Source organism: Pseudoxanthomonas sp. 22568 (assembly GCF_052044485.1).
Lineage (GTDB): Bacteria > Pseudomonadota > Gammaproteobacteria > Xanthomonadales > Xanthomonadaceae > Pseudoxanthomonas_A > Pseudoxanthomonas_A beigongshangi.
In genome coordinates this window covers 136,962-162,569 of sequence record NZ_JBQENC010000010.1, presented here as the reverse complement: position 1 = coordinate 162,569, position 25,608 = coordinate 136,962, and the positions used below count along the sequence as shown (strand labels likewise).

Below are 25,608 nucleotides of genomic sequence, written 5' to 3'. Positions count from 1 at the left end.
CCCACCACTTCGTCGCGCACCGGATCGACCGGGCCGACGTAATAGATGAGGCGCCCCTTCAGATCCACCGGCAGCGGCTCGCCCTTGTTGAGCATGTCGACCATGCGCTTGTGCGCGGCGTCGCGACCGGTCAGCAGCTTGCCATTGAGCAGCAGTACTTCGCCGGGCTTCCAGTTGGCGACGTCCTCGCGGGTCAGCGTGTCGAGATCGACCCGGCGCCCCTTGGAGGCGTCGTAGGTCAGTTCCGGCCAGTCTTCCAGCGACGGCGGATCCAGCATCACCGGGCCGCTGCCGTCGAGGGTGAAATGGGCGTGGCGGGTGGCCGCGCAGTTGGGAATCATCGCCACCGGCAGGTTGGCGGCGTGGGTCGGATAATCCTTGACCTTGATGTCCAGCACCGTGGTCAGGCCGCCCAGTCCCTGCGCGCCGATACCCAGCGCATTGACCTTCTCGTACAACTCCAGGCGCAGTTCCTCGGCGCGGTTGGAAGCGCCGCGAGCCTGCAGGTCGGTGATGTCGATCGGTTCCATCAGCGCTTCCTTGGCCAGCAGCATCGCCTTCTCGGCGGTGCCGCCGATGCCGATGCCGAGCATGCCCGGCGGGCACCAGCCCGCCCCCATGGTCGGCACGGTCTTGAGCACCCAGTCGACGATCGAGTCGGACGGGTTGAGCATGGCGAACTTCGACTTCGCCTCCGAGCCACCGCCCTTGGCGGCGACGATGACCTCGACCGTATTGCCCGGGACAACCTTGACGTTGACCACGCCCGGCGTGTTGTCCTTCGTGTTGGTGCGCTTGCCGGCCGGATCCGCCAGCACCGAGGCGCGCAGCTTGTTGTCCGGGTGGTTGTAGGCGCGGCGCACGCCTTCATGGACCATGTCCTCCACGCCCATCGTGGCGTCGTCCCAGCGCACGTCCATGCCGATTTCCAGGAACACGGTGACGATGCCGGTGTCCTGGCAGATCGGGCGGTGGCCCTCGGCGCACATGCGCGAGTTGATCAGGATCTGGGCGATGGCGTCCTTGGCCGCCGGCGACTCCTCGCGCTCGTAGGCGGCGGCGAGGTTCCTGATGTAATCGACCGGGTGGTAGTAGCTGATGTACTGCAGCGCGTCGGCGATGGACTGGATGAGGTCTTCTTGCTTGATCGAGGTCATGGAGCTTGGAGCCGGGGGCTGCCGGTGGGTAGCGGGCGGAGCCTGCCATTTTAGGCCAAAGTGGCGGCCCGGCCGGTTGTCACGCCGTGCCGCCCTGCCCCGTCCTGGCCCCATGAACGCCGAAACCACCTTCCAGAGCCACCGTTCCCGCCTGTTTTCGCTCGCCTATCGGTTGCTGGGCAGCCGCAGCGACGCCGAGGACGTGGTCCAGGACACCTGGCTACGCTGGCGCCAGGCCGATACTGCCGCCATCCGGGATCCGGAGGCCTGGCTGGTGACCGCCGCCAGCCGGCTGGGCATCGACCGCCTGCGCGCCGCCAAGCTCCAGCGCGAACGCTACCCCGGCCCCTGGCTGCCTGAACCGGCCGAAATCGACGACCGTCCCGGTCCGGAACATGGCGCCGAACTGGCCGAGCAGGTCTCGCTGGCATTCCTGGCCGTGCTGGAGCGGCTGGGACCGGAGGAACGTGCAGCGTTCCTGCTGAAGGAAGCCTTCGACTACGACTACGGCCATATCGCCGAACTGATCGGCCACAGCGAGGCCAACTGCCGCCAGATGGTGCATCGCGCGCGCGAACGTCTGCAGGCCGCGCGGCCACGTTTCGATGTCGCGCCGGAACGCCACCGGCGCCTGCTGGAACGGTTCATGCACGCCGCGCGGGTGGGCAACCGGGAGGCGATCGCCGCGCTGCTGCACGAGGATGCGCGGCTGGTGTCCGACGGCGGCGGCAAGGCGACCGCGGCGATCCGCCCACTGCACGGCAACGAACGCATCGCACGCCTGTTCTGGGCTGCGTATCGGCGTCCGCAGCCCGATACCGAATGGCGCATGGGGCGGGTCAACGGCGAGCCGGCGGTGCTGCGCTACCGCGATGGCCGGCTGGTGTCGGCAATGGTGGCGATCAGCGATGGCGAACGCATCGCCGAACTGCTGACCGTCATGAATCCGGACAAACTTCCAGCCCACGGAAGTGTCACGCCCGCGAACAGACCACCGTCCCTGGGGTGAAGCGCGACATTCCGTCCGCGCATTCCGGAAACACCGATGTCGCTCCCCCGCGTCGATTACACCACCCTGGCCAATGAAGCCTACAAGGGCCTGTTGAAAGTCAGCCACGGCCTGCACCACGGTTCGCTGGACGCCGTCCTGCTGGATCTGGTCAAGCAGCGCGCCTCGCAGATCAATGGCTGCACCTTCTGCCTCGACATGCACGGCAAGGCCTTGCGCGAAGCCGGCGTCGAGCCGCGCAAGCTCGACACCCTCGCCGCGTGGCATGAAAGCCCGTTCTACGATCCGCGCGAACGCGCCGCGCTGGCCTGGACCGATGCCCTGACCCGGGTCGGCGAGACCCATGCGCCTGATGAGGTCTACGCTGGCCTGCTGCCGCATTTCGACGAAACCCAGATCGCCGAACTGACCTTCGTCATCGCCATCATCAACGCCTGGAACCGGATGGGCGTCGGACTGCGTTCGCCGCTTCCGGGAACCTGAACACCCGCCAGGCATTCCACGCGACGTGGCCACGCGGCCACGTCGTTTCCCGCGGGCCGGGCCGAGCAGGCACAATGCGCCATGGCTTCCGCCCCCGTTCCCCCCACCGCCGCCGGCACCAAGCCCCGGCGCGGTGAAAAGTCCGGCCCCAGCCTGCGCGATCGCTTCAACGCGATGCGCAACCTGCCGCCTTTCCTGAAACAGATCTGGGCGACCAGCCCCGGCCTGACCCTGGCCAGTCTCGGTCTGCGCCTGATCCGCGCGCTGCTGCCGGTCGCCACGCTGTATGTGGGCAAGCTGATCATCGACGAAGCGATCCGCCTGGTCGGGCTCGGGCTGCCGCAGGCCGGACTGGTCGAGGTTTGGCGCGATGGACAGCTCGACACCTTGCTCGGCCTGCTGGCGCTGGAGTTCGGCCTGGCGATCCTGTCCGATCTGCTGGGCCGGTTCGTCAGCTATGCCGATGCGCTGCTGTCGGAACTGTTCACCAACGCCACCAGCATCCGCCTGATGGAACACGCGGCGCGGCTGGACCTGGAGGACTTCGAGGATCCGGACCTGCAGGACAAGCTGGATCGCGCGCGCCGCCAGACCATGGGGCGGATGAACCTGATGAGCCAATTGTTCGGGCAGGCCCAGGACGCGATCACGGTGATCAGTTTCGCCGCCGGCCTGCTGGTGTACGCGCCCTGGCTGATCCTGCTGCTGGTGGTGGCGCTGGTGCCCGCGTTCGTCGGCGAGGCGCATTTCAACGCGCTGGGCTATTCGCTCAACTTCCAGTGGACGCCGGAACGGCGGCAACTGGAATACATCCGCCAGACCGGCGCCAGCGTGGAAACGGCCAAGGAGGTGAAGATCTTCAACCTCCACCGCTTCCTGATCGATCGCTACCGGCAACTGGCCGAAGGCTTCTACCGTGCCAACCGTGCGCTGGCCCGGCGCCGCGCGTTGTGGGGCACGCTGCTGGCCGGCCTCGGTACGCTGGGTTACTACGTGGCCTATGCCTACATCGCCTGGCGCACCGTGCGCGGCGATTTCAGCATCGGCGACCTGACCTTCCTGGCCGGCAGTTTCCTGCGCCTGCGCCAGTTGCTGGAAGGCTTGCTGATCGGTTTCTCGCAGGTCGCCGGGCAGGCGCTGTACCTGGACGATCTGTTCTCGTTCTTCGAAATCCGCCCGGAGATCGTCTCGCCGCCCGAGGCCGCGCCGGTGCCGCGTCCGATCCGCGAAGGCTTCCGTTTCGAGAACGTCGGCTTCCGCTATCCCGGCGCCGAGCGCTGGGCGGTGCGTGGCCTGGACTTCCAGCTGCGCGCCGGCGAGGTGCTGGCGCTGGTCGGCGAGAACGGCGCCGGCAAGACCACCCTGGTCAAGCTGCTGGCGCGGCTGTACGACCCGGACGAGGGCCGCATCCTGCTGGACGGGCGCGATCTGCGCGAGTACGACATCGACGATCTGCGCGCCAGCATCGGCGTCATCTTCCAGGACTTCGTCCGCTACCACCTGACCGCCGGCGAGAACATCGGCGTGGGCCAGGTCGACGCGATGGACGACGACGCGCGCATCCGCGAGTCCGCGCGCCGTTCGATGGCCGACGAGGTGATCGCCTCGCTGCCGAACGGCTACGACCAGTTGATCGGCCGCCGCTTCAAGACCGGTGTGGACCTGTCCGGCGGACAGTGGCAGAAGATCGCCATCGCCCGCGCCTACATGCGCGATGCGCAGGTGATGATCCTGGACGAGCCCACCGCGGCGCTGGACGCACGCGCGGAGTTCGAGGTGTTCCAGCGCTTCAAGGAACTGTCCAGCGAGCGTACCGCGGTGCTGATCTCGCACCGCTTCTCCAGCGTGCGCATGGCCGATCGCATCCTCGTGCTCAATGAAGGCCGGCTCGAGGCCAGCGGCACCCACGATCAGCTCATGGCCGAAGGCGGCCGCTACGCCGAACTGTTCGAACTGCAGGCCGCCGGTTACCGTTGACCCCAACCCCCAGGGAGATTTCCGATGCCCCATCGTTCCGCCCTCGCCCTTGCCCTGTTCGCCGTCACCGCGCTGTCCGCCTGCCAGGCGCGCGATGGCGATTCCCAGCCAGCCGCCGCCGCGAAACCCGCGCCCGCGCAACCGCCGGCCGCGCGTGCCCTGTCCAGCGCACTGGGCAACATCCAGGTCAGCGTGCTCGCGCAGGGGCTGGATCATCCCTGGGGCCTGGCGCTGCTGCCGGAAGGCGGCTTCCTGGTCACCGAGCGCTCGGGGCAACTGCGCCGGGTCGGCGCCGATGGCGCGATCTCCGCGCCGCTGGCGGGCGTGCCGAAGGTGTTCGCCGAAGGCCAGGGTGGCCTGCTGGACGTCGTCCTCGCGCCGGATTTCGCCACCAGCCAGCGCATTTACCTGAGCTACGCCGAACCGGGCGACAACGGCACCGCCGGCACCGCGGTGGCCACCGCCACGCTGGGCGCCGATGCGCTGACGGAGGTGAAGGTCATCTACCGGCAGGAACCCAAGCTGGAGGGGCCCAACCATTTCGGCTCGCGGCTGGCTTTCGACGGCCAGGGCCACGTGTTCATCAGCCAGGGCGAACGCAACCATCGGCCCACCTCGCAGGAACTGGGCAAGCTGCAAGGCAAGCTGGTCCGGCTGAACCTGGACGGCAGCGTGCCGCAGGACAATCCCTTCATCGGACAGGCCGATGCGCGTCCGGAGATCTGGAGCTACGGCCACCGCAACATGCAGGGCCTGGCCATCGATCCGCGCACCGGCAAGCTGTGGGAATCCGAGCATGGTCCGCGCGGCGGCGACGAGATCAACCTGCCGCAACCCGGCCGCAACTACGGCTGGCCGATCATCACCCACGGCATCAACTACTCCGGTCTGCCGATTCCGGAAGCGCAAGGCCGCGAAAAAGCCGGCTTGGAACAGCCCTATCACGTGTGGGAGAAGTCGCCGGGCCTCAGCGGCATGGCGTTCTACACCGGCCATGCCGGCTCGCCCTGGAACGACAGCCTGTTCCTCGGCTCGCTGGCCGAGCGCAACCTGATCCGCCTGAGCCTGAAGGGCGATGCGATCGTGTCGGAGGAACGCCTGCTCAACGAAATCGGCGAGCGCGTGCGCGACGTGCGCGTTGGGCCGGACGGCAGCGTCTATGTGCTGACCGACGAGAACGACGGCAAGCTGCTGCGGCTCGCGCCGCCGGAGGCCAAGCCATGACCCGTGCCGGCCTGTTGCTCGCCCTCGCCCTGCTGCCGTTCGCCGGACCCGCGCAGACACCGCAGGGTTTCGGCGATGCCAAGGCGCAGGCGGATCGCGACGAGGCCTCACTGGATCCGGTGAAGCGCGCGGCCTTCCAGCAGGCGCAGTCGCGGCAACTGGAAACCAGCGTCGCCAACTGCGCCGATCCTCGCCACGATACCGCCGCGTTCGTGATCGTCGTCGAGGTGGACGCGCGCGGCCGCATCGTCCGCACCTGGCGCCAGGGCGACACCGCGCTGGCGGTCTGCGTGGAGAAGGAACTCAACGGGCGCTTCCTGGAGCCGCCGCCGCGCGCGCCATTCCTGGCCGCGTTCGAACTGAGCTTCACCCCATGAGCGTGGTCGACATCAATGCGTTGTTGCGCGCGCGGCTGCCGACGGGCGCGCCGTTGCAGATCCCGCCGCCCTGCCTGCTGGACATGCAGGGCGAGGTGGTCGAGTACGTCGAAGGCGAATTGCTGCGCATGCGCTTTCCGGTCCTGGCGCGCTACCAGAACCCGATCGGCCACATGCAGGGCGGTTTCATCGTCGCGGCGCTCGACAACACCCTGGGTCCGTTTTCCTACCTGATCGCCCCGCCCAGCGCGACCACCTCGCTCAATACCCAGTACCTGCGCCCGGTGACGCCGGAAATCGGCCACATCGTCTGCACGGCACGCCTCGTCGAACGCACCCGCGGCCAGTTGCACCTGGCCGGCGAGGTGCGTGGTCCCGACGGCAAGGTGCTGGCGCTGTGCCAGGCGGTGTGCCAAATCCTGCCGGAACGCACATGATGTCGCGCTGTAGGAGCGACGTCAGTCGCGACCGGAAATCCTGAACACCCGTTCTAGATTCCTGGCCGTTCCTGGACAGGCCATGAGAAATCCCTGTGTCCGGCGTCGGTGACCATCCGGTCGCGACTGACGTCGCTCCTACAGTGGTGCCGGGCTCAGAACAACTCGCCCTGTGGCGGCACCGGCAGGGAGTAGTCCAGATGGCCGTCCACCAGGCGCGCGGCGCGGGTCAGCGGATGGATTTCGTGTCGTCCATCGTCGAGCAGATGGCGGACTTCCCAGCCATCGGCGGTGAAGGCGTCGGCGATCAGGCCGCGATGGCAGTTGCGCCAGTCCGCTTCGGCGCACAGGAACGCGGTCGGCCGGCGCCCGGCGACTTCGGCCAGCGCGGCGCGGGCATCGATGAAGGCCGCCGTCTGCATGTAGTCCGCATAGCCGCGGAAGCCCGGCTGTCGCCAGGCGGTGTTCACCGAGTCCGGGCGCGGTTCGCGGCGTCCGCCCAGCGAAGGCATCGGCCGGTAGTCGATATCCAGATCCGACAGGCCACGCATCAGCGCGGCGCCTGCGAACTGCGGATACCGTTGCGAGGCGGCGTAGCGGCGCACATCCGCCACGACCTCGATGCCCGCGGCAGTGAGTATCGCCGCGAAGGCATGCCAGTCGCGGCTGGAATGCCCGATGGTCCAGATGCGGCGCGGCGCTTCAGGCAAGCTCGAACCGGTCCGCGTCGAGCATCGCCGGGAAGCGCTCGCGGTGCGTCGCCAGCGCGTCGGCCGAGATGGTCGTGGTGGTGACGCTCTCGCCGGGCCCCAGCTCCACCTGCGGTTGGCCGAGGAAATCGATCACCGCGCTGTCGCCGGAATAATCGAGGTTGTTGCCGTCGGTGCCGGCGCGGTTGACCGCCGCGACGAAGCACAGGTTCTCGATGGCGCGCGCGCGCAGCAGCGTGCGCCAGGCATGGGCGCGTGCCGCCGGCCAGTTGGCGACGAAGATCTGCAGATCGAAATCCAGCTGCCCCGGCCGCTCCACGTCGTAGCGGTTGCGGCAGAACACCGGGAAGCGCAGGTCGTAGCAGACCTGCGGATTGATCCGCCAGCCCTTCCATTCCACGGTCAGGCGCTCGCGGCCGGCGGCGTAGCGCTTGTGCTCGTTGGCGTAACGGAACAGGTGGCGCTTGTCGTAGCTGCGCAGTTCGCCATCGGGCGTGGCCCACAGCAGGCGGTTGAACACGCCCTCGCCGGTGCGCAGCTGCACGCTGCCGGTCACCGCCGCATCGAGCTTGCGCGCCTGCGCGCGGATCCAGGCGACGGTTTCACCGTCCATGCCTTCGGCGCGGTCGATGGCATCGTTGCTGAAGCCGCTGGTGAAGGTCTCCGGCAGGATCACCAGATCCGTCTGGCCCGCCAGCGGCGCGATCAGGTCGCCGTAATACGCGCGGTTGCCGGCCGGGTCATGCCAGCGGGTGATGCCCTGGACGAGGGAAAGGCGCAGGTCCTGCATGTCGGTCTGGATCCGTCTGGTGATGGAAAACTACAGCTTCTTCAGGCGTTCGATGGCCGCGTCCAGCGTGGCCGCATTCTTGGCGAAGCACAGGCGCGCCAGGCGCTGATCCGCCGGCGCGTTCTCGTAGAACGGCGACAGCGGAATCGCGGTGACGCCATGTTCGATGGTCAGCCAGCGCACGAACTCGGTGTCCGGCAGATCGCTGACCGCCGAATAGTCCACCAGTTGGAAATATCCGCCCGGCACCGGCAGCGGCTTCAGGCGGGTTTCCAGCAGCTGCGCGCGGAAGCGATCACGCTTTTCCTGGTAGAACGCGCCCAGTTGCTCGTAATGCTCCGGTTCGTCGCGGATCATCGCCGCGAACGCATGCTGGGCCGGCGCGAACGTGCAGAACACGTTGTACTGGTGGACCTTGCGGAATTCGGCGCTCAGCGCGGGCGGCGCGATCGCGTAGCCGATCTTCCAGCCGGTGCAGTGGTAGGTCTTGCCGAAGCTGGACACCACGAAGGCGCGCTCGGCCAGTTCCGGGTAGCGCAGCACCGATTCGTGCCGGCGACCGTCGAACACGATGTGCTCGTAGACCTCGTCGGAGATCAGGAAGATGCCGGTTTCGCGCAGGATCTCGGCCAGCGCCTTCATGTCCGTTTCGCCCAGCATCGCGCCGGAAGGATTGTGCGGGCTGTTGATGATCAGCAGGCGGGTGCGCGGCGTGATCGCGGCGCGGATCTTGTCCCAGTCCACCGCGAAGCTGCGCGGATCCAGCGCGACATGGACCGCGCGCGCACCGGCCAGTTCGATCGCCGGCTCGTAGCTGTCGTAGGCCGGATCCAGCACGATCACTTCCTCGCCCGGGCGCACCACCGCGTGGATGGCATTGAACAGGGCCTCGGTGGCGCCACTGGTGACGGTGATTTCGGTGTCCGGATTGACCTGGCGACCGTAGCAGCGCAGCACCTTCCCGGCGATCGCCTGGCGCAGCGGCGCCACGCCGGTCATCGGTGCGTACTGGTTGTGGCCCTCGCGCATGGCGCGGTCCAGTTCGTCGACCAGCCGTTGCGGCACCGCGAAATCGGGGAAGCCCTGCCCCAGGTTGACTGCCCCGTGCTCGGCGGCCAGTTGCGACATCACGGTGAAGATGGTGGTGCCCACCTTGGGCAGCTTGGTTTCGAGAGGCATCCGCCGGTCCGGTCTCACAGGGGGACTGCGGAGTGTACGCAATGAAGGTGTCCGGCGATGATGGGGCCATGAACGGATACAGCGTTCCCGATCCGGAAAAATGCCGGCTGGCGCGGGCCTGGTCCGCGGCCCGCTACGAGGTGCTGCTGGACGAGCGCGTCTGGCCGCTGCGGATCGGCAAGCCGGCGGCGGCGCTGGAGGCGCGCCTGCCGGCCCGCGACTACCTGTGGATCACAGCCTGGAACCCGCCCCTGACCACGCGCACCGACGAGGACAACTGCGCGGCCGATCGGCACCTGCGGGCCCGCTTGGGCGAGGCCGGACATGTCCATGTGCCGGCCCGGGCCGGCGACGACCGCGGCGGCTGGCTCGAACCCGGCTGGCTGGTGCTGGATCTGGCACGCGAGGACGCCGATGCGCTCGCGCGCGCCTTTTCCCAGGGCGGCATCCTGCACTGGCGGCAAGGGCAACCGGTCCGGCTGAGGCTGATGTGGACGCGACCAGGCGATGCGCCGGATCTTCCGGCGGTGGAATGGGCCGGCTGAGCGCCAGCCGCGCAAGGAGCACCGCGTGGGGGCTCGCATACAATAGCCGGCTGATTGCCGCCCGAGACCCGCCTTCTTCGAAGGCTTCCGCCTGATGATCGATTCCGTTCCGACCCCTCCGCCGCTGCTGGCCGCCCGTGGCCTGGCTTTTTCGCGCAACGACGAACCGGTGTTCGGCCCGCTGGAATTCGCCGTCAATGCCGGCGAGGCATTGCTGGTGCAGGGCGGCAACGGCGCCGGCAAGACCACCCTGCTGCGCGTGCTGGCCGGCCTGCTGCGCGCCGACCGCGGCGACATCGAGATCGATGGCCGCCCCGCCAGCGCCATCCAGCGTTCGCGGGCGATCGCCTACCTGGGCCACCTGCCCGCGCTGAAGGCGGACCTGGACACGCTGGAGAACCTCAATTTCCTGTGCGGCCTGCACGGTCGCCGCGCCCGCCAGATGCCGGGCAACGCGCTGGCGATGGTCGGCCTGGCCGGTTACGAGGACGCGCTGGCGCGGCAACTCTCCGCCGGGCAGAAGAAGCGGCTTTCGCTGGCCCGGCTGTGGCTGTCGCCGGCGCCGCTGTGGCTGCTCGACGAGCCCTACGCCAATCTAGACCTGGAGGGCATCAACCTGGTCAACCGGATGATCTCCGCGCACCTGCGCAGCGGTGGCGCCGCGCTGGTCACCACGCACGGCGCCTACGCGGCGCCGCCGGTGCAGACCCGGATGCTGATGCTGGGAGGTGCGGCATGAGCACGCCCGGCCTGTGGTCCTCCGCGTCGGCGCTGGTCGTACGCGACCTGCGCCTGATGTGGCGCCGTCGCGGCGACGCGCTGCAACCGGCGCTGTTCGCTCTGCTGGTGGTGGTGGTGTTCGCGCTCGGCCTGGGCGGCGAACCCGAAGCGCTGGGCAAGGTCGCCTCGGCGGTAATCTGGGTGGCGGTGCTGCTGGCCGGCCTGCTGTCGCTGGACACGCTGTTCCGGGGTGATGCCGAGGACGGTTCGCTGGAACAATGGATCCTCGCGCCGGTGCCGCTGGCCTGGCTGGTCGCGGTACGCGTGCTGACCCACTGGGCGACCACCGCGCTGCCGCTGATCCTGGTGACCCCGCTGCTGGGCGAACTGCTGCACCTGCCGCGCCCGCAACTGCCGGCCCTGCTCGTCTCGCTCGCGCTGGGCACGCCGTTGCTGAGCCTGCTCGGCGCCGTGGTCGCCGCGTTGACGGTCGGCATGCGACGCTCGGGCATTCTGGTCGCGCTGCTGGCACTGCCGCTGTACGTGCCGATCCTGGTGTTCGGCGCCGGCAGCGTCGCCGCCAGCGCGCAGGGCCTGGACGGCAGCGGCGCGCTGCTGCTGCTCGGCGCCGGTCTGGTGATGGCGCTGGTGCTGGCACCGCTGACCGCCGCCGCCGCGATCCGCATCGCCCTCAACTGATTCCTCGCCGCCCATGACGGATTTCCCCGAACCGCCGCACCATCCGTCCGACAAGTCCTCGCGCCCGCGCACCGATGTGTCCGGGCGGATCGAACTGCGCATCGAGCGATTCATCGAGGCGGCCACCGAAGTGTTCCTGGAAAAGGGCTACCGCAATGCGCGCCTGAACGACGTGGTCGCGCGCTCGGGTGGCTCGCTGTCCACGCTCTACAACGCGTTCGGCGACAAGCACGGGCTGGCGCTGGCGATCATGAAGCGCAGCATCGCCGCCTTCGGCGAGGGCCTGGAAATGCTGTACCGCTCCGACCTGCCGCCCGAGCAGGCGCTGCCGCTGGCGGCCGAGCGCATGGTCGAGGAAATCCTGTCGCCGGGCCGCATCGTCACCCACCGCATCGTGGTCGGCGAGGGCTTGTGCTTTCCGGAGTTGCGCGACTGGTTCATGGAACATGGCGTGACGCCGGCCGAGCGCCTGCTCACCCAGTACTTCGAGCGCGAGAAACTGAGCGGACGGCTCATTCTGGAGCACCCCGCCATCGTCGCGGACCGCTTCTACATGATGGTGTTCGGCGGCGTGATCCTGCGTTCGGTCAACGGCCGCATCGGCGTGGCCGACAAGCCGCGGGTCAAGGTGGAAGCCCGCGAAGCGGTATCGATCTTCCTGGAAGGCGTCCTGCCCCGCCCACGGGCCTGATCCGGCATTCGTAGCGGAAAATCCCCTTCGCGTCCCGCCGGCCCACCGGGTCGCGCGCCGGCAAATGCTGCACCGCAGCTTGATCTCCATCACGCATTCATTCAGCGTTTATCGTAATGAACGTTACAAGCCCTGCGGCTAGCCAGCCTTGGCCAGCCAGGCGCAAGGGAGAACAGGATGCGGCGCGCATTGTTGGCTCTGATGTTTGTTCTGGCGGCGGCGGCCATGCTCGGGGCCAGTTGGCTGGCGCCGGTGATGGCGCAGAGCGCCCCGGCCGGTTTTGATCCCTCGAAGCTCCCCGCCACCCATTTCGGCAGCCAGGACGGCAAGGCCCACGATTTCGCCGACGCGCCGGGTTTCGCCTTCGCCACCGTACCGGCCAACCCGTTGCAACCGACCGCCAAGCCGATCGGCGAGGCGACCTGCACCGCCTGCCACGGCAAGGAACAGGCCAACTTCGCCCACAGCGTGCATGCGCTCGGCATGCAGGCCGCGCAGCAGGCCAATCCGGCCACCCCGACCTGCGAGGCCTGCCATGGTCCCGGTTCGGCGCACGCCCAGAACCCGACCGCCAAGGGCAGCATCATCGCCTTCACCCACGACGGCGGCACGCCGGTGTCGGCGCAGACCGGCAGTTGCCTGGGTTGCCACGCCGGCGGTCCGCGCGACAGTTGGCTGGGCTCGGTGCACCAGCGCAACGATCTGTCGTGCAGCGATTGCCACAATCCGATGGCGCGCCTGTCCGCCGAAGGACTGACCGCGCGCCAGTCGGTCAGCGAGACCTGCGCGACCTGCCACAAGGACGTCCGCCAGCAGTTCAACCGCCGCTCGCACATGCCGTTGCCGGAAGGCGAGATGACCTGCGCCGATTGCCACAATCCGCATGGCACCCTCAACGCCTCGCTGCTCAAGACCGACACCGTCAACGAGACCTGCTACCAGTGCCACGCCGAAAAGCGCGGACCGTTCCTGTTCGAACACGCGCCGGTGCGCGAGAGCTGCCTGAACTGCCACACCCCGCACGGCTCCAACCAGCATGCGCTGCTGGTGGCGCCGGTGCCGATGCTGTGCCAGCAGTGCCACTCGCACACGCGCCACCCGAACGATCTGCTGACCAGCGCGTCGCTGGGCACCGGTCCCGCGCCGGACGAGCGCCTGATGGGACGCGGCTGCCTGACCTGCCACGCGCAGATCCACGGTTCCAACCACCCGTCCGGTCCCCGTCTCCACAAGTAGCGGAGGGAGCATGATGGTCTCGACGTTCCGCACGCCCCGGTTGCCGCAAGTGGCCGCGCTGGCCATGGCGCTGTCGTTGGCCGCCACCGCGCGGGCCCAGGACAGCGGCCTGGGCACCGACCTGCATTTCGGCAACGCGCTGGACACCACCGGGATGCATGGCATCGGCTGCGATGCCGACGGCATGAGCTGGCTGCACGCCGGTTCCCGGCGCACGCCGACCGGTTTCCTGTATCCCTGCGCGCCCGCGTGGCCCGAGCTGAAACCGCACGGCGAATGGGCCTACGAAGGCAGCGTGGGTTTGGGTTACCTGCACGTGTCCGGCGACGAACGCGCGACCCAGTGGCGCCGCTTCAACGATTTCGATGATGGCGTGATGGTGGATGCGCGCTTCCGCCTGCAACGCGCCAGCGACGGCAGCTACCTGGATTTCCGTGCCAGCCGCATCAACGAGCACAACCAGTTCTATCGCGCGGTGTTCGGCCGCGCCGGCAAGTTCCGCGTACAGGCCTTCGTGCGCACCCAGCCCAACGTGACCAGTGGCAACGCGCGTTCGATCTGGAACGGCGTTGGCAGCCAGCACCTCACCCTCGCCGGTGGCCTGACGCCGGCCGCCAGCACTCCGGCGCAGGTGGCCGCGGTGGCGGGCGCGCAGCCCGAGCGCTTCCTGCGCGTGGTCCGCGACAAGCAGGGCTTGGGCATCAACTATTTCCTCAATCCACGCTGGGCGGCCTACTTCAACGCCAGCCACGAACAGCGCGAAGGCGCGCGTCCGTTCGGCGGACCGTTCTTCTTCAACTACCCGTTCCCTGCCAACGGCGGCATCTACGAGATCCCGCGCCCGATCGACGACAGCACGGTGAACGTCAACGGCGGCGTGCGCTTCACCGGCAACCTGTGGCGAATGGACGTCAGCTATACGGGTTCGTTCTTCCGCAACCGCTTCAACGGCTACGACTACCAGGTGCCGTATGGCCTGTACTCGGTGGTGCCGGGCGTGACCCCGCCGCCGCGCACCAGCGGCGAATTCGCCTACGAACCGGACAACGACTATCACCAATTACGTGCGGCGTTCACCCGCAAACTGCCGTGGAACGGCGAACTGACCCTCAACACCTCGCTGGGCACGATGCGCCAGAACGAACGCCTGCTGGCGCCGATGAATTGCCAGGGCCAGTTCGGCCTGCCGATCGGACCGGGCTTCCTGTTCGACTGCGCCGACTGGAACACGCCGGACGCGCTGTCGCGCAAGACCGCCGATCTCGGCATCGACACCCAGCGCCTGGACGTGCGCGCGGTGTTCCAGCCGCGTACCACGCTGACCGTGCGCGGGCAGGCCAAGTACTATCGCGAGGACTATGACGGCACGTACCAGGCCTACAACCCGCTGACCGGCCAGTGGGGCTATGTGGCGGAGAACGGTTCGCAGGGCAGCGTGGTTCCCGGCGAAATGGGCGTGTGGGATCCGCTGCTCGCGCCCTCGGTGATCACCCGCGTGCGCAACCTGCCGCTGGACAAGGAAACCCGGGAGGTTTCCATGGGCCTGGACTGGCGCCCCACCCAGCGCAACACGCTGGGCGTGACCTACACCCACACGGCCATTGAACGCGACCATCGCGAAGTCGCGACCACCCGTGACGACAGCCTGCGCCTGACCTGGAACAACCGCGCCCGCGAATGGCTGACCCTGCGCGCCAACTACACCTACCTGGATCGCAGCGGCAGCCGCTATTTCTACGATCCCTACGAATTCACCTTCTCCACCGACCTGCCCGGCTTCGTCGAGCCCGCCGGTGGCGTGCCCGCGCACACGGTGTCGGCGCTGCGCAAGTACGACCTCGCCAGCCGCAGCCAGCACAAGCTGGATCTGATGGCGACCTTCATCCTGCCGCGCGAGATGACCCTGTACGCATCGCTGCGCGGCGAACGCAACGACTACGACGCCGAGTTGGGCCGGCAGGACTACGACACCCGTGGCGCCAGCCTGCAATGGGAATGGCAGCCCGCCACGACCACGGTCGCCAGCGCCTGGCTGGGTTACGACCGCTCGGATCTGGGCATCGCCAACGTCAACGACGCGGCACTGACGCCGGATCCGACGCTGGGCGGCCCGACCTATCCGCAGGCCAACCGCTGGTGGCTCGACGATCGCCAGCGCAACCGTTACGCCGGCATCAACCTCAACCAGGCCATCGGCCGCGCCCAACTGGACGTGGCGTGGAACTGGACCGATTCGCGCGGCACCACCCGCTACCGCTTCGCCTCGCCCGGCGCGCTCGCCAATCCCACGCTGGCGGCCTCGGCCGATGGCCGCTATCCGCCGATGATCTACCGGGTCAATTCGCTGTCGGTGGGGCTGAGTTTCCCGCTCGGCGCGCGCACGCGGATGCGTGTGTTCGACACCTACGAACGCGGTCGCCTGTCGGACTGGCACTACCTGGGTTTCGACGAGGCTCGGGTATTCGATCATCGCGTCTATACCGATGGCGGCCCCGGCGACTACCGGGTCAATCTGGTTGGCGTGAGCCTGGAGGTGTCGCTATGAACCCGTCCACCGGCACCGGCCTGTTCACCGCCATCGTGTTCGCGCTGGGTGTGGCGGCGCTGGCCGGCACGAGCGAATCGGTCGCCCAGGATCCCGCCGCGCAGACGTCCCCGGAAAACACGCCGGCCGACACCGCGCCAGCCGAACCCGCCGCGACCGTGGCGCCCGCCGCCAAGCCGCCCGCTTACCGTGATCTGCGCCGGATCACCCGCCTGCGCGGCGACCCGGCGGCCGGCAAGGCCAAATCCGAACTGTGCGCGGCCTGCCACGGCGCCGCCGGCATCTCGATTGCGCCGAACTTCCCCAATCTGGCCGGCCAGCGCGCCGAATACCTGTACTGGGAACTGGTCGAATACCAGAGCGGCGCGATGCCGGAATCGGCGATGACGCCACTGGCCGCGAGCCTGAACGAGCAGGACATGCGCGATCTCGCCCTCTACTACGCCAGCCTGCCCGCCGGCCGCGCGCCCGCGCAGGAAGAAGCGCCGGCACCGGATACGGCCCTGCTGGAACGGGGTCGGCAGTTGTTCATGGAAGGCGACCCCGGCAAAGGACTGCCACCTTGCCAGGGCTGCCACGGCGCGGACGCCGGCGGCCATCCGCTGGCCGCGCGCGACGATCGCGATGGCCATGCGCCATGGTCGGCGTATCCTTCGCTGCGTGGACAGAACGCGATCTACCTGCAGGTGCGCCTGAATGCCTTCCGCACCGCCCAGCTCCATCATTCGACCAACGATTTCGTGATGGGCGGCGTCGGCCAGCGACTGGACGACGACACCATCTCCGCCCTGTCGGCCTGGCTGGCCGCGCAGGGTCCCTGAACCACCCGTCCCAACCCCACGTCCCGGAGAATTTCCATGAACCACCGCTTTGCCTCCTGCCTCGCCCTGCTCGCCCTGGCCGCCTCGCCGCTGGCCGCCCGCGCCGCCACCTGCTCGGTCAACCTGGAGGGCAACGACGCGATGAAGTACAACCTGTCCAACATCGACGTCAGCAAGAGCTGCACCACCTTCACCATCAACCTGAAGCACACCGGCAAGCTGGCCAAGAACGTCATGGGCCACAACGTGGTGGTCGCCAAGACCGCCGACATCGCCGGCATCGACACCGACGGCATCAAGGCCGGGCTGGCCGCCGACTACATCAAGGCCGGCGACACCCGCGTCATCGCCCACAGCAAGGTGGTCGGCGGCGGCGAAACCACCTCGGTTCAGATTCCGGTCGCCAAGCTCGCCGGAACCGGACCGTTCTCGTTCTTCTGCAGCTTCCCCGGCCATTCGGCGCTGATGAAGGGCACCTTGACCCTCAAGCCTTGACCTGGGTCAAGACCAGCGGGGCCCCGCGCGGTTGGCGCGGCGGCCCCAAGTCTGGGAAAATGGGGTGATTTCACAGAACAGAGCTGCGGAGCGGGCCAGGGTGGCGCGCTCCATCGACCGCGAGCGATGAAACACCGTCCATGAATCCCCTCGTCCGCTGGTTCCACCAACTCGGTTCGCCGCCCTATTTCGATCGCTTCGCCGCCCGCTGGACGCCCTGGTGCTACCTGGCGGCGCTCGTGCTGTTCGGCTTCGGCCTGTGGCAGGCGCTGTTCGTGGTGCCGGCCGACTACCAGCAGAGCGACAGCTTCCGCATCCTCTACATCCATGTGCCGTCGGCGTGGATGAGCCTGTTCGTGTTCGGACTGATGGCGTTCTATGCGGCCATCGCGCTGATCTGGCGGATCAAGCTGTGCGAAATCCTCGCCATGGCCTGCGCGCCGATCGGCGCCGCCTTCACCGTCATCACCCTGGCCACCGGTTCGATCTGGGGCAAGCCGATGTGGGGCACCTGGTGGGACTGGGATCCGCGCCTGACCACGGAACTGATCCTGCTGTTCCTGTACCTGGGCGTGATGGGCCTGTACAACGCCATCGACGATCGCCGCGCCGCCGCGCGCGCCGCCGGCCTGCTGTCGATCGTGGGCGTGGCGCTGCTGCCGATCATCCGCTACTCGGTGGTGTGGTGGAACTCGCTGCACCAGGGCCAGACCATCAGCCTGATGGGCGGCTCGCGGATGGATCCGAGCATGATGCTGCCGCTGTGGCTGATGGTGGCGGCGACCAAGTTCTGGTTCGCCGGATCGCTGCTGGCGCGCGCCCGCGCCGACAACCTGCGCCGCGAGGCCGGCAAGGACTGGGTCGCGCGGCTGGCGGGGAGCAAGCCATGAATTACCTGCATTACGTGGTCGGCGCCTACGCCGTGTTCGCCGTGGTACTGCTGTGGGACTTCATTGCCCCGCGCCTGCAGATCCGCCGCGAACTGCGTGCCGCCCGCCTGCGCGCCGCGCGCGAAGCCCGCGCCGCCGCGCCCTCGCCGATGGAGTTGAACCGATGAATCCCGTCCGCCGCCGCCGCCTGATCTGGGTGCTGCTGCTGGTACTCGCCGCCGGCGTCGCCGCCTCGCTGATCGCGCTGGCGCTGCAACGCAACGTCGCCTACCTGTACACCCCCGCCGAAGTGCTGCGCGGCGAAGCCGGCGAGCATGCGCGCTTCCGCCTGGGCGGCATGGTCGAGAAGGGTTCGTTCAAACGCGAAACCGGCTCGCTGCAGGCGCGCTTCCGGGTCACCGACGGCGATGCGCAGTTGCCCGTGGTCTACGACCGCATCCTGCCGGACCTGTTCCGCGAGGGCCAGGCGGTGGTGGCGACCGGTTCGATGAAGGACGGCGTGTTCGTCGCCGAGGACGTGCTGGCCAAGCACGACGAGACCTACATGCCCAAGGAAGTGGCCGACAAGATGGGCAAGGCACACCAGAAGCACGATGTGCCGACCGCCCCCGCGGCGGGGTCGACGAATTGATCCAATCCACGCCTCGCCAGGCCACGCCGTCGGGCGTGCGCTTCCGCCATCGCGTTGCAGCCCCGGCTGCGGGCATCTCCCTCCCTTTTTCCGGATCCCGTTGAGCCATGCTGCCTGAACTCGGTCAAGTCACCCTGATCCTGGCACTGCTGGTGTCCCTGCTGCAGGCCATCCTGCCGTTGGCCGGCGCCCATCGCGGCAAGGCGGCGTGGATGGCGGTGGCGCGCCCGGCGGCCTACGGCCAGTTGTTCCTGCTGCTGGCGGCGTTCGTGGTCCTCACCGTGGCCTTCGTCACCCAGGATTTCTCGGTCAAGTACGTGGCGGAGAATTCCAATTCGCTGCTGCCGATGATGTACCGCTATTCCGCGGTATGGGGCGCGCACGAAGGTTCGCTGCTGTTGTGGGTGCTGGTACTGGGCATCTGGACCGCCGCGGTCGCCGAGTTCTCCCGCCATCTGCCGGAAGCGGTGGTCGCCCGCGTGCTGGGCGTGATGGGCGTGGTCAGCGTCGGCTTCCTGGCCTTCCTGATCTTCACCTCCAATCCGTTCGCGCGGCTGCTGCCGGCGCCGCTGGAAGGGCGCGATCTGAATCCGCTGCTGCAGGATCCGGGCCTGATCATCCATCCGCCGATGCTCTACACCGGCTACGTCGGCTTCGTGGTGCCGTTCGCGTTCGCCATCGCCGCGCTGCTGGACGGCCACATCGATGCGCGCTGGCTGCGCTGGACCCGTCCCTGGACCAACGTGGCCTGGGCATTCCTGACCCTGGGCATCGCGCTGGGCAGCTGGTGGGCCTATTACGAACTGGGCTGGGGCGGCTGGTGGTTCTGGGATCCGGTCGAGAACGCCAGCTTCATGCCGTGGCTGGCCGGCGCCGCGCTGCTGCATTCGCAGGCGGTCACCGAGAAGCGCGGCAGCTTCGGCGGCTGGACCCTGCTGCTGGCGATCGCCACCTTCTCGCTGTCGCTGCTGGGCACCTTCCTGGTCCGCTCGGGCGTGCTGACCAGCGTGCACGCGTTCGCCGCGGATCCTTCGCGCGGCCTGTTCATCCTGATCTTCCTCGGCGCGGTGGTCGGCGGTTCGCTGGTGCTGTACGTGCTGCGCGCACCGCGCATCGCCGGCGGCGCCTTCGTCGCCAGTTCGCGTGAAACCCTGCTGCTGGCCAACAACGTGCTGTTGGCCGCGGCCTGCGGCATGGTCCTGCTGGGCACCTTGTATCCGTTGCTGGCCGACGCGCTGGAACTGGGCAAGATTTCGGTCGGCCCGCCCTACTTCGGCCTGCTGTTCGTGGTGCTGATGACGCCGCTGGTGATGCTGCTGCCGTTCGGCCCTTTGACCAAGTGGCAGAAGGACCAGCCGCGCAAGCCGCTGGCGATGCTGGTGCCGTGGCTGGTGGCGACGCTGGCGCTGGGCGCCATCGCCTATTTCATGGCGCCGCAGGGACCACTGAAGACCGCGGCCGGCGTTGCCGCCGGTGCGTGGGTGGCGCTGGGCACGCTGCGTTTCGTGTGGACCCGGCTGCGCGCCAACGGCAAGTTCACTCCGGAAATGCTCGGCATGGTGCTGGCGCATTTCGGCATCGCCGTGTTCCTGATTGGCGCGCTGCTGGTGGAAGCGCAGAACGTGCAGCGCGAACTGGCGATGAAGCCCGGCCAGACCATCGAGCTGGCCGGCTACGGCTTCCGCTTCGAGGGCGTGGAGGAAACCCGCGGCCCCAACTACCTGTCCGACCTGGGACACGTGCAGGTGCTGCGTGGCGACAAGCCGCTGGTGCGGCTGAATCCGGAAAAGCGCGCCTACGCCAGCGGCGGCCAGGTGATGACCGAGGCCGGCATCCGGCCCAGCCTGTTCGGCGATGTCTACGTGGCCCTGGGTGAACATCTTGGCGATGGCGCCTGGGCGGTGCGCGTGCACATCAAGCCCTTCGTGCGCTGGATCTGGCTGGGCGCCCTGCTGATGGCGCTGGGCGCGTTCGTCACCGCCACCGATCGGCGTTTCCGCCGCAAACCCGAAGCGCCCAAACCCGAGGCCCAACCGGCATGAATACCCCTTCCGACACTCCCGGCCAGAACAAATCGCGCGGCGCGCTGGTGTTCGCCGCGGTCATCATCGGCCTGTTCTTCGTCGGCCTGATGGGCCTGCTGGCCTACGGCGTCAAGCAATCTGGCCGCGCGGATCGCGAAGCCCTGCCCTCGCCGCTGATCGGCAAACCGGCGCCCGCCTTCGATCTGCCGCTGCTGCATGATCCGGCCACCCGCATCGACAACGCCGATCTGGCCGGCGCGCCTTACGTGATGAACGTGTGGGGCAGCTGGTGCCCGGAGTGCCGGGTCGAGCATCCGGTGCTGACCAAGTTCGCCCTGACCAAGCGCGTGCGCTTCATCGGCTACAACCTCAAGGACGAGCGTGGCGAAGCGCTGCGCTGGCTGGAGCAGTTCGGCAATCCCTACGTGCTGGTGATTGCCGACGAGGACGGCCGCGCGGCGATCGACTGGGGCATCTACGGCGCGCCGGAAACCTTCCTGGTCGACGCCAAGGGCATCGTGCGCTGGAAGCATGTCGGCGCGGTCACCGACGAGATCATCGCCAGGGAACTGATTCCGGCGCTGGAAAAGGCGGAAGCGCAGCAATGACCGCCCTGTCCCGTCACCTGCGCGCGCTGACACTGGCGCTGCTGCTCGGCATCGCCGCTCCCGCGTTCGCCCAGGCCAGCGATCCGACCCCGCTGCAATTCAACGACAACGCCGAGGAAACCCGCTTCCACCGGCTCACCGCCGAACTGCGCTGCGTGATGTGCCAGAACCAGTCGCTGGCCGACTCCAACGCGCAGATCGCCCACGATCTGCGCCGCGAGGTGCTGGACCTGATGCGGCAGGGCAAGTCGGATGCCGAGATCAAGCGGTTCCTGGTGGATCGCTATGGCGAATTCGTGCTGTACAAGCCGGAGATGTCGCCCGGCACCTGGTTGCTGTGGTTCGGGCCGGTGCTGCTGGTGATCGCCGGCGGCGTGGTGGTGCTGCGCATCGTCAGGCGCAGGAGTGGCGGTCGCGACATCGCCGAAGCCGACGACAACCAGGAGTGGTGATGACCGCTTTTTCCGCCATCGCGGCGCTGTTGACCCTGCTCGTCCTGGTGGGCGTGCTGTGGCCCCTGTGGCGCTCTTCGCGCCGGCTGTTCGTGGGCGCGGTCGCGACCCTGGGCATCGGCACCCTGGCGCTGTACCGGCTGCTGGGCACGCCGGCAGCCATCGAGATGCCCGCCACGATGCCGGAGGCGGCCATGCCCGCCAGCCTGGACGATGCGGTCAAGCAGCTGGAAGCCGAACTCAAGCGCAATCCCAACGAACCCGAGGGCTGGCGCCTGCTCGGCCGCTCCTACCTGAGCATGGAGCGCTACGCCGAGGCGCGCACGGCTTTCGAGACCGCGCTCAAGCTGGCCCCGGACGACGCCAACCTGCTGGTCGAGAACGCGCAGGCCCGCCTGTACGCGAGCCCGGACAAGCAGCTCGACGCGCAGGCGGTCGGCCTGTTGCAGCGCGCGTTGACCATCGAACCGCAGCACCAGCGCGCGCGCTGGTTCCTCGGCGTGTCGCAGCGCCAGCAGGGCCAGCCGGCCGAGGCCGTGCGCACCTGGGAACCGCTGCTGGCGCAGGTCGACGGCGGCACCGCCACCACCCTGCGTACCCAGATCAACCAGGCCCGCGCCGAAGCCGGGCTGGAGCCGCTGCCCGAACCCGCCGCCGCCCCGGCCATGGCCAATGGCAAGGCGCTGCTGCGGGTCAGCGTGGACATCGCGCCGGAACTGAAGGCGCGGCTGAGCGGCGGCGAGACCCTGTTCGTGTTCGCCCGCCAGGCCGGCGGGCCGCCGATGCCTGTGGCCGCCAAGCGGGTGCCGGCCACCTCGTTCCCGATCACCCTGGAACTGGGCGACGGCGACAGCCCGATGCCGACCCTCAAGCTCTCGCAGGTCGCCAAGGTCGAACTGGGCGCGCGGATCTCCCGCGCCGGCGACGTGATGGCCAAGGCCGGCGATCTGGAAGCGGTGGCGGTGCCTGCCGACGTGGGCGCCACCGATGCCTATTCGTTGCGGATCCAGCGCATCGTGGAATGAGCGGCGCCGGCCCGCGCCGGCGGCCGCAGGCTAAACTTGCGGGATGACCGAATTCATCCCGCCCGGCACGCGTTTCCACACGCTGCCCTCGCCCTTCCCGATGAAACGCGGTGGCGCCCTGCACGGTGCGCGCATCGCCTACGAAACCTGGGGCCGGCTCAACGCCACCGGCGACAACGCGATCCTGATCGTCACCGGCCTGTCGCCGGACGCGCACGCCGCGCGCAACGAAGGCAACGGCGAGGAAGGCTGGTGGGAGGCGATGCTCGGGCCGGGCAAGCCGATCGACACCGATCGCTGGTTCGTGATCTGCGTGAACTCGCTGGGAAGCTGCAAGGGTTCGACCGGTCCAGCCTCGAGCAATCCGGCCAGCGGCGAACTCTACCGGCTGGATTTCCCGGAACTGTCGATCGAGGACGGCGCCAATGCCGCCCATGCGGTGGTGCAGGCGCTGGGCATCGGGCAACTGGCCTGCATCATCGGCAATTCGATGGGCGGCATGACCGCACTGGCCTACCTGCTGCTGCATCCCGGCAGCGCGCGCGCGCACATCAACATCTCCGGCAGCGCCCAGGCCCTGCCGTTCTCCATCGCCATCCGTTCCCTGCAACGCGAGGCGATTCGCCTGGACCCGGCATGGAACCAGGGCCACTACGACGACGAGCGCTATCCCGAATCCGGCATGCGCATGGCCCGCAAGCTGGGTGTCATCACCTATCGCTCGGCACTGGAGTGGGATGGCCGCTTCGGCCGGGTGCGGCTGGAATCGGACCGCCCGGACGAGGATCCGTTCGGGCTGGAATTCCAGGTGGAAAGCTATCTGGAAGGCCATGCGCGCCGTTTCGTGCGCCGTTTCGACCCCAACTGCTATCTCTACCTGAGCCGTTCGATGGACTGGTTCGACCTGGCCGAGTACGCCGGCGGCGACGTGATGCGGGGCCTGGCCCGGATCCGGGTGGAGCGGGCGCTGGCGATCGGCGCGGTGACCGACATCCTGTTCCCCCTCCAGCAGCAGGAACAGATTGCCCAGGGGCTGGCACGGGGCGGCGCGCAGGCCGAGTTCGTGCCGCTGGAATCGCCGCAGGGCCATGACGCCTTCCTGGTGGATTTCGCCCGGTTCGGCCCGGCGGTCGCGGGTTTCCTGGCCGATCTCTGAGGCGCCGCCATACCGTCGCGACCGGGACCCGCCCGGACTAGAATGGCAGCACCACTATTTTCCGGGTGCCTTCCATGTCCCTCGATTTTCCCGGCCACGATCGGCTGGTCGCCACGCTCGACGCCGCCGTCGCGCTGGGCGACGATCGCGCCATCACCGATGCGCTGCGCAAGTCGCTGTGCGAACTGATCCGCGACGAATCGGTCGCCCTGCCCGGCTGCGTGCTGGAGCCCATCGCCGACCACTACGCGCGACGCGAGCTGTACACCAGCCCCGAGTACGGCTACAGCGTCATTGCCATGACCTGGGGCCCCGGCCAAGGCACCAAGATCCATGACCATTCCGGCATGTGGTGCGTGGAAGGCGTCTGGCGTGGCCGTCTGGAAATCACCCAGTACGAGCTGGCCGAACACGACGAGGAGCGCTACCGCTTCGTCGCCGCCGGCACCATCGAGGCCGGCACCGGCTCGGCCGGCAGCCTGATTCCGCCCCACGAGTACCACACCATCCGCAACCCCAGCGACGACGCCATCGCCGTGTCCCTGCACGTCTACCAGCGCACCATGGTCCGCTGCGGCATCTACACGCCGGAGGCCGACGCCAGCGGCGCGGAAGGCTGGCAGCGCCGCGGCGAGCGCCTGCTCGGCACCGACCGCGTGGTCTGACGGGCTGTCGGGGTCCGCTGGCCTCGGCTATACTCGCTCCCCTTGCCGAAGTGGCGGAATGGTAGACGCAGCGGACTCAAAATCCGCCGCCCTTAAAAGCGTGTGGGTTCGAGTCCCACCTTCGGCACCAGACCCGGAAGAGGCCCGACGAAAGTCGGGCCTCTTTTTTTGTCCCCGATTTGGACCGGTCGAAAATTGATGTTGGGAAAGTGGCCAAAGGTGTGCTATACCTGAATCGTCACAGTACGAGCAGAACAGATGCGCGTCATTCATGCCAAATGGCAGTTGACAAACGGGGAGCGCATTCATGTCAGACCCAACTCAATCAGCCCTTCGGGACGCCCAGCCAACCTTCCGGTACCGCCAGTGAGCAACTCGACCGATTTCCGTGGCACCGTTTCTTCCCGCTCCGTGAGTTCCAGCGCATTCATGCGCACCCGCCGCAACGTCGAACTGTGCAAACGGGGCGAGATGCGGGCCGAACGCTTCCTGGATGCCGCCACCGAGGTCTTTGCCGAAAAAGGCTACCAGCACGCCAAGCTGAGCGAGATCGTCGCCCGCGCCGGCGGCTCCCTGGCCACCCTGTACCGGATCTTCGGCGACAAGGAAGGGTTGGCCTACGCCATCCTGGAACGCCGCCTGGAGAACCATGTCGGCATCCTCAACGACATGAATTTCTCCGACCTGCCGCCGGAGCAAGCGCTGCGCGAAGTCGCCATCCGCATCGCCGATTCGATGGTCAAGGCGGAATCGCGGGTGGTCTACCGCATCGTGATTGGCGAGGGCGAGTCGTTCCCCGCCCTGCGCGACTGGTTCTTCGAGCATGCCGTGGCCGAGACCCGCGGCATCCTGACCCGTTTCTTCCAGCAGGAAATGGACAACGGCCACCTGAAGCTGGCCTCGGCCGAGGCGGCCGCCACCCAGTTCTACATGATGATGTTCGGCAACCTGATCATCCGGGTCGCCAGCGGCTATCTGGACAAGCTCGACCCCGCCTCGCTGCGCGAGCAGGCCGTGGCCAACGTCGACCTGTTCCTGCAGGGTGCGCTGCCGCGCGGGTAA

The 25,608-nt window shown here is 68.2% G+C and carries 28 protein-coding genes and 1 tRNA gene; 25 read left to right on the top strand and 4 right to left on the bottom strand.

The window, feature by feature from the left end:
- Positions 1-1,157, bottom strand: a 1,157-nt coding sequence (locus tag ACTJI2_RS14180) for a fumarate hydratase (RefSeq protein WP_440842530.1), incomplete at its 3' end; no start/stop codon positions are given.
- A 112-nt stretch (positions 1,158-1,269) separates the two neighbouring features.
- On the opposite strand from ACTJI2_RS14180, the gene ACTJI2_RS14175 reads away from it, so the two are divergent.
- The 6 genes from ACTJI2_RS14175 (at position 1,270) to ACTJI2_RS14150 (ending at position 6,664) form a co-directional block, all read left to right on the top strand.
- Positions 1,270-2,166 carry an RNA polymerase sigma-70 factor gene (locus ACTJI2_RS14175; RefSeq protein WP_183642176.1) on the top strand — a complete coding sequence of 299 codons (897 nt, stop codon included), beginning with the start codon at positions 1,270-1,272 and terminating at the stop codon, positions 2,164-2,166.
- Positions 2,167-2,202: 36 nt separating this feature from the next.
- On the top strand, positions 2,203-2,649 hold the full coding sequence (locus ACTJI2_RS14170) for a carboxymuconolactone decarboxylase family protein (protein ID WP_183642180.1): 447 nt from the start codon (positions 2,203-2,205) through the stop codon (positions 2,647-2,649).
- An 81-nt stretch (positions 2,650-2,730) separates the two neighbouring features.
- Entirely contained in the window at positions 2,731-4,626 is a 1,896-nt protein-coding gene (locus ACTJI2_RS14165) for an ABC transporter ATP-binding protein (protein WP_440842529.1), read from the top strand.
- 24 nt (positions 4,627-4,650) lie between these two features.
- Entirely contained in the window at positions 4,651-5,850 is a 1,200-nt protein-coding gene (locus ACTJI2_RS14160) for a PQQ-dependent sugar dehydrogenase (protein WP_203322535.1), read from the top strand.
- Entirely contained in the window at positions 5,847-6,227 is a 381-nt protein-coding gene (locus tag ACTJI2_RS14155) for a hypothetical protein (RefSeq protein ID WP_440842528.1), read from the top strand. Before ACTJI2_RS14160 ends, ACTJI2_RS14155 begins: the two co-directional genes overlap by 4 nt.
- Entirely contained in the window at positions 6,224-6,664 is a 441-nt protein-coding gene (locus ACTJI2_RS14150; protein ID WP_440842527.1) for a PaaI family thioesterase, read from the top strand. Before ACTJI2_RS14155 ends, ACTJI2_RS14150 begins: the two co-directional genes overlap by 4 nt.
- A 155-nt stretch (positions 6,665-6,819) precedes the next feature.
- On the opposite strand, the gene ACTJI2_RS14145 is transcribed toward ACTJI2_RS14150, so the two are convergent.
- Genes ACTJI2_RS14145 through ACTJI2_RS14135 form a run of 3 tightly spaced genes read right to left on the bottom strand, consistent with a single transcriptional unit; the run spans position 6,820 to position 9,343 of the window.
- A complete protein-coding gene (locus ACTJI2_RS14145) occupies positions 6,820-7,374 on the bottom strand; it encodes a DUF488 domain-containing protein (RefSeq protein ID WP_318288860.1) in 555 nt (184 codons plus the stop codon).
- Positions 7,367-8,164 (bottom strand): amidohydrolase, encoded by a 798-nt coding sequence (locus ACTJI2_RS14140; RefSeq protein WP_440842526.1) that lies wholly within the window; start codon positions 8,162-8,164, stop codon positions 7,367-7,369. Before ACTJI2_RS14140 ends, ACTJI2_RS14145 begins: the two co-directional genes overlap by 8 nt.
- Positions 8,165-8,194: 30 nt before the next feature.
- Positions 8,195-9,343: a pyridoxal phosphate-dependent aminotransferase gene (locus tag ACTJI2_RS14135; protein ID WP_183642198.1), complete on the bottom strand. Its 1,149-nt coding sequence runs from the start codon at positions 9,341-9,343 to the stop codon at positions 8,195-8,197.
- Between the two features lie 68 nt (positions 9,344-9,411).
- Between ACTJI2_RS14135 and ACTJI2_RS14130 the strand changes: the two genes are divergently transcribed.
- From ACTJI2_RS14130 to ACTJI2_RS14040, 19 genes are all read left to right on the top strand, one after another.
- Positions 9,412-9,888 carry a DUF3293 domain-containing protein gene (locus tag ACTJI2_RS14130; RefSeq protein ID WP_440842525.1) on the top strand — a complete coding sequence of 159 codons (477 nt, stop codon included), beginning with the start codon at positions 9,412-9,414 and terminating at the stop codon, positions 9,886-9,888.
- Between the two features lie 94 nt (positions 9,889-9,982).
- Positions 9,983-10,627, top strand: a complete 645-nt coding sequence (ccmA, locus tag ACTJI2_RS14125; protein WP_203322529.1) for a heme ABC exporter ATP-binding protein CcmA — start codon at positions 9,983-9,985, stop codon at positions 10,625-10,627.
- On the top strand, positions 10,624-11,307 hold the full coding sequence (gene ccmB, locus ACTJI2_RS14120) for a heme exporter protein CcmB (protein ID WP_440842524.1): 684 nt from the start codon (positions 10,624-10,626) through the stop codon (positions 11,305-11,307). Before ccmA ends, ccmB begins: the two co-directional genes overlap by 4 nt.
- A gap of 13 nt (positions 11,308-11,320) precedes the next feature.
- Positions 11,321-11,998: a TetR/AcrR family transcriptional regulator gene (locus ACTJI2_RS14115; RefSeq protein WP_183642210.1), complete on the top strand. Its 678-nt coding sequence runs from the start codon at positions 11,321-11,323 to the stop codon at positions 11,996-11,998.
- A gap of 201 nt (positions 11,999-12,199) precedes the next feature.
- Positions 12,200-13,234, top strand: coding sequence for a DmsE family decaheme c-type cytochrome (locus ACTJI2_RS14110; protein WP_225562219.1), 1,035 nt, complete (start codon positions 12,200-12,202; stop codon positions 13,232-13,234).
- A gap of 13 nt (positions 13,235-13,247) precedes the next feature.
- Complete coding sequence (locus ACTJI2_RS14105) at positions 13,248-15,779, top strand: MtrB/PioB family outer membrane beta-barrel protein (RefSeq protein WP_440842523.1); 2,532 nt, start codon at positions 13,248-13,250, stop codon at positions 15,777-15,779.
- Positions 15,776-16,600, top strand: coding sequence for a c-type cytochrome (locus ACTJI2_RS14100; RefSeq protein ID WP_440842522.1), 825 nt, complete (start codon positions 15,776-15,778; stop codon positions 16,598-16,600). The genes ACTJI2_RS14105 and ACTJI2_RS14100 overlap by 4 nt, the downstream gene beginning before the upstream one ends.
- Positions 16,601-16,636: 36 nt before the next feature.
- A complete protein-coding gene (gene azu, locus ACTJI2_RS14095) occupies positions 16,637-17,095 on the top strand; it encodes an azurin (RefSeq protein WP_183642222.1) in 459 nt (152 codons plus the stop codon).
- A 140-nt stretch (positions 17,096-17,235) separates the two neighbouring features.
- Positions 17,236-17,985 (top strand): heme ABC transporter permease CcmC, encoded by a 750-nt coding sequence (gene ccmC, locus ACTJI2_RS14090; protein WP_183642238.1) that lies wholly within the window; start codon positions 17,236-17,238, stop codon positions 17,983-17,985.
- A complete protein-coding gene (gene ccmD, locus ACTJI2_RS14085) occupies positions 17,982-18,152 on the top strand; it encodes a heme exporter protein CcmD (RefSeq protein ID WP_183642241.1) in 171 nt (56 codons plus the stop codon). Before ccmC ends, ccmD begins: the two co-directional genes overlap by 4 nt.
- Complete coding sequence (ccmE, locus tag ACTJI2_RS14080; RefSeq protein WP_440842521.1) at positions 18,149-18,616, top strand: cytochrome c maturation protein CcmE; 468 nt, start codon at positions 18,149-18,151, stop codon at positions 18,614-18,616. Before ccmD ends, ccmE begins: the two co-directional genes overlap by 4 nt.
- A 107-nt stretch (positions 18,617-18,723) precedes the next feature.
- Positions 18,724-20,658 (top strand): heme lyase CcmF/NrfE family subunit, encoded by a 1,935-nt coding sequence (locus tag ACTJI2_RS14075; RefSeq protein ID WP_440842520.1) that lies wholly within the window; start codon positions 18,724-18,726, stop codon positions 20,656-20,658.
- Positions 20,655-21,248, top strand: coding sequence for a DsbE family thiol:disulfide interchange protein (locus tag ACTJI2_RS14070; protein ID WP_183642250.1), 594 nt, complete (start codon positions 20,655-20,657; stop codon positions 21,246-21,248). The genes ACTJI2_RS14075 and ACTJI2_RS14070 overlap by 4 nt, the downstream gene beginning before the upstream one ends.
- Entirely contained in the window at positions 21,245-21,700 is a 456-nt protein-coding gene (locus ACTJI2_RS14065; protein WP_440842519.1) for a cytochrome c-type biogenesis protein, read from the top strand. The genes ACTJI2_RS14070 and ACTJI2_RS14065 overlap by 4 nt, the downstream gene beginning before the upstream one ends.
- Positions 21,700-22,725: a tetratricopeptide repeat protein gene (locus ACTJI2_RS14060; protein WP_440842518.1), complete on the top strand. Its 1,026-nt coding sequence runs from the start codon at positions 21,700-21,702 to the stop codon at positions 22,723-22,725. The genes ACTJI2_RS14065 and ACTJI2_RS14060 overlap by 1 nt, the downstream gene beginning before the upstream one ends.
- Positions 22,726-22,768: 43 nt before the next feature.
- Positions 22,769-23,881: a homoserine O-acetyltransferase MetX gene (gene metX, locus ACTJI2_RS14055; protein ID WP_440842517.1), complete on the top strand. Its 1,113-nt coding sequence runs from the start codon at positions 22,769-22,771 to the stop codon at positions 23,879-23,881.
- Between the two features lie 74 nt (positions 23,882-23,955).
- The gene (locus tag ACTJI2_RS14050) at positions 23,956-24,546 is read left to right on the top strand and encodes a cysteine dioxygenase family protein (protein ID WP_203322521.1); all 591 of its coding nucleotides are present in this window, start codon (positions 23,956-23,958) and stop codon (positions 24,544-24,546) included.
- Positions 24,547-24,590: 44 nt separating this feature from the next.
- Positions 24,591-24,676 (top strand) — tRNA-Leu (locus ACTJI2_RS14045).
- 299 nt (positions 24,677-24,975) lie between these two features.
- Entirely contained in the window at positions 24,976-25,608 is a 633-nt protein-coding gene (locus ACTJI2_RS14040) for a TetR/AcrR family transcriptional regulator (RefSeq protein ID WP_183642265.1), read from the top strand.